This is a genomic window from Saccharothrix sp. ST-888 (genome assembly GCF_000955975.1).
In the GTDB taxonomy this organism is placed as follows: Bacteria; Actinomycetota; Actinomycetes; order Streptomycetales; family Streptomycetaceae; genus Kitasatospora.
This window is the reverse complement of the sequence record NZ_JYJF01000222.1, coordinates 1-3,503: the sequence shown is the minus strand read 5'-3', so window position 1 is coordinate 3,503 and position 3,503 is coordinate 1. Positions and strand designations below refer to the sequence as shown.

Annotated in this window: 2 protein-coding genes; both read left to right on the top strand. The window is 69.0% G+C overall.

The features are described from left to right. Window positions 1–1,390, top strand: a 1,390-nt coding sequence (locus UK12_RS32120; protein ID WP_045306743.1) for an alpha-1,6-glucosidase domain-containing protein, incomplete at its 5' end; no start/stop codon positions are given. Window positions 1,391–1,947: 557 nt separating this feature from the next. Beyond that, window positions 1,948–3,503, top strand: a 1,556-nt coding sequence (locus UK12_RS32115) for a M4 family metallopeptidase (RefSeq protein ID WP_045306742.1), incomplete at its 3' end; no start/stop codon positions are given.

Here is a 3,503-nt window from a genome sequence, read left to right as displayed (position 1 = left end):
GCCCGGCTACTACCAGCGGCTGGACGCCGCCGGGAAGGTGACCGCCGACAGCTGCTGCGCCGACACCGCACCCGAACACGCCATGATGAACAAGCTGGTGGTCGACTCGGTGGTCACCTGGGCGAAGCAGTACCGGGTGGACGGCTTCCGCTTCGACCTGATGGGCCTGGACCCCAAGTCGACCATGCTGGACGTGCAGTCGGCGCTGCGCGGGCTGACCCCGGCCGAGGACGGCGTCGAGGGGAAGGACATCTTCCTCTACGGCGAGGGCTGGAACTTCGGTACGGTCGCCGACAACTCCCGCTTCGTCCAGGCCACTCAGCAGAACATGGCGGGAACGGGCATCGCCACCTTCAACGACCGGATCCGCGACGCCGCGCGCGGGGGCAGCTTCATGCTCTCCTCCGCGCCCCAACAGGGCTTCGCCTCGGGCCTGTTCACCGACCCGAACGGTTCGGCGGACAACGGCACCCCCGATCAGCAGAAGGCCCGGCTGCTGCACCAGATGGACCAGGTCAAGGTGGCCCTGACCGGGAACCTCGCCGGGTACTCCTTCACCGGCAGCTCGGGGAAGGCCGTCAACGGCGCCGGAGTCGACTACAACGGCTCGCCGACCGGCTACGCCGCCAACCCCGGCGAGGCGGTCGAGTACCTGGACGCGCACGACAACACCGACCTCTTCGACGCGCTCGCCTACAAGCTGCCCGTCACCACCTCGCCCGCCGACCGGGCCAGGATGCAGGCGTTGGGCCTCTCGCTCACCGCGCTGGCGCAGGGGCCGGGCTTCGCACAGGCGGGCAGTGATCTGCTGCGGTCCAAGTCGCTGGACTCCAACTCGTACGACTCCGGTGACTGGTTCAACGCGATCTCCTGGCCGAGTCCGGGTGCGAAGACCTGCGAGGGCAACGGCTGGGGACACGGGCTGCCGATGGCCGCCGACAACAGGTCGATGTGGCCCACCGCCAAGGCGCTGCTGGCCGATCCGAGGCTGACGGTCGGCTGCGACGAGATGCTCGCGAGCAGCGCGCAGTACCAGCAGTTCCTGCGGATCAGGCAGTCCTCGCCGCTGTTCGCCCTGGCGACCTCGGCCGAGGTGCAGCAGCGGCTGTCCTTCCCGCTCTCCGGCACGGCCGGCGAGACGCCCGGGGTGATCACCATGCACCTGGACGGGACCGGGCTGCGCGGTGCGGAGAAGGGCCTCACGGTGGTCTTCAACGCCACGCCGGCCGACCAGCGGCAGACCGTCGCCGCACTCGCCGGCACCGGGCAGCGCCTGCACGACGTCCAGGCGAACGGAGTCGACCCGACCGTCAAGCGCTCCGCCTTCGACGCGGCCACCGGCACCTTCACGGTCCCGGCCCGGACGGTCGCGGTCTTCGTGGAGAACTGACAGCACGTCGCAGCGGACCGACGCACGGTCGCAGTGCAAGCAGAGGCCCCGCCATCCGGCGGGGCCTCTGGCGTAGTTGGCCGAAACTGATCGCTGCCCAGACCGGGGGAGTGACATCCGGGCGCTCCCCGACGCTGTCGCCGTCCGCCGACGAACGACTGCACAGCCGTCCGGACGCCCCTCGTCGTGGTCATGCAATGCCGGGGCGTGATGACATTCATGTGCAGAAATAGCTCTGGTCAAGCCCCGCCTGACACTGCCTCGGCTTTGCCGTGCCGAGGGCTGTTATTGGTCAATTGCTGGCATGCATCTGTCATCGGTGGCGCGTTTGCTGCCACGATTCCCCCGGCTGCAGATGAGGAGGGTTCCCCCACCCCCGGGTGCGGCTGTTCCAGCGCAGGCACAGCGCTACCGGCTTCATCTCCTGATCCGCGCTCCGCTCATTGCAACGCACCCCTGCCGTGAACCGGCGGCGGGGCCCCCACTGCGCCGCAACCCTGCGGCCAGGTTTCTCTCCACCGCTCGTGACCCCGCGACCGGTCGGATAAGGAGTCTGCATGTCCCGCTACAAGCACGCCCGGGTGAGTCTGGCCGCGCTCGCGGCCACCACGGCGCTGCTGGTCACCGGCATCCCGGTGATCGCGCAGGCCGCTCCCAGCCCCTCGGCCGGTGCTCTCACCCCGCAGGCGTCCGCCGGCCGGGCCCAACTGATCGCCGACGCAAGCCGGCAGACCGCCTCGATGGCGCAGTCGCTGGGTCTTGGCAGCCAGGAGAAGCTGGTGGTCAAGGATGCGATGCGCGACGCCGACGGCACCCGGCACACACGCTACGAGCGCACCTACGGCGGACTCCCGGTGCTCGGCGGCGACCTGATCGTGCACCAGACCGCGGCCGGTGCGACCAAGAGCGTGGACCGCGCCACCACCGCCTCGCTGAACGGCATCGGCACCACCCCCGCACTGGCCGCGCCCAAGGCCCAGGCCGCCGCCCTCGCGGCGGAGTCCGGCTCGACGCTGGAGACCGCCCCGCGCCTGGTGGTCTTCGCCGCCAAGGGCACCCCGAAGCTGGCCTGGGAGACGGTCGTCACCGGCAAGCAGAAGGACGGCACCCCGAGCCGGCTGCACGTCGTCACCGACGCCAAGACCGGTGAGGTGCTCTCCAAGGTCGAGGGCATCGAGACCGGCAGCGGCCAGGGCATCTTCGTCGGCAACGTCACCATCGGTACCACGCAGTCCGGTTCGACGTACCAGATGAAGGACGCCAGCCGCGGTGGGATGTACACCACCAACATGAACAACGGCACCTCGGGCAACGGGACGCTGTTCACCAAGTCCACCGACACCTGGGGCAACGGCCAGGTCGGCAACAAGGAGTCGGCCGCCGTCGACGCCCACTACGGTGTGGCGGCGACCTGGGACTTCTACAAGAACACCTTCGGCCGCAACGGCATCCGCAACGACGGAGTCGGCGCCTACAGCCGCGTCCACTACGACAACAACTACGTGAACGCGTTCTGGGATGACAGCTGCTTCTGCATGACCTACGGCGACGGCTCGAACAACACCCAGCCGCTCACCGAGATCGACGTGGCCGGCCACGAGATGACCCACGGCGTCACCTCCGCGACCGCGGGCCTCAACTACTCGGGTGAGTCCGGCGGTCTGAACGAGGCCACCTCGGACATCATGGGCACGATGGTGGAGTTCTACGCCAACCTGCCCACCGACAACCCGGACTACCTGATCGGCGAGCTGATCAACATCAACGGGGACGGCACGCCGCTCCGTTACATGGACAAGCCCTCCAAGGACGGCCAGTCGGCCGACTCCTGGTCCGCGGGCGTGGGCAACCTGGACGTGCACTACTCGTCCGGCGTCGCCAACCACTTCTTCTACCTGCTGTCCGAGGGCAGCGGCGCCAAGGTGGTCAACGGCGTCAACTACAACTCCCCGACGGTCAACAACATCGCCGTCACCGGCATCGGCCGGGACAAGGCGGCGGCGATCTGGTACCGCGCGCTGACCACCTACATGACCTCCACCACCGACTACGCGGCGGCCCGTACCGCCACCCTCAGCGCGGCCACCGACCTGTACGGTGCGGGCAGCACCGA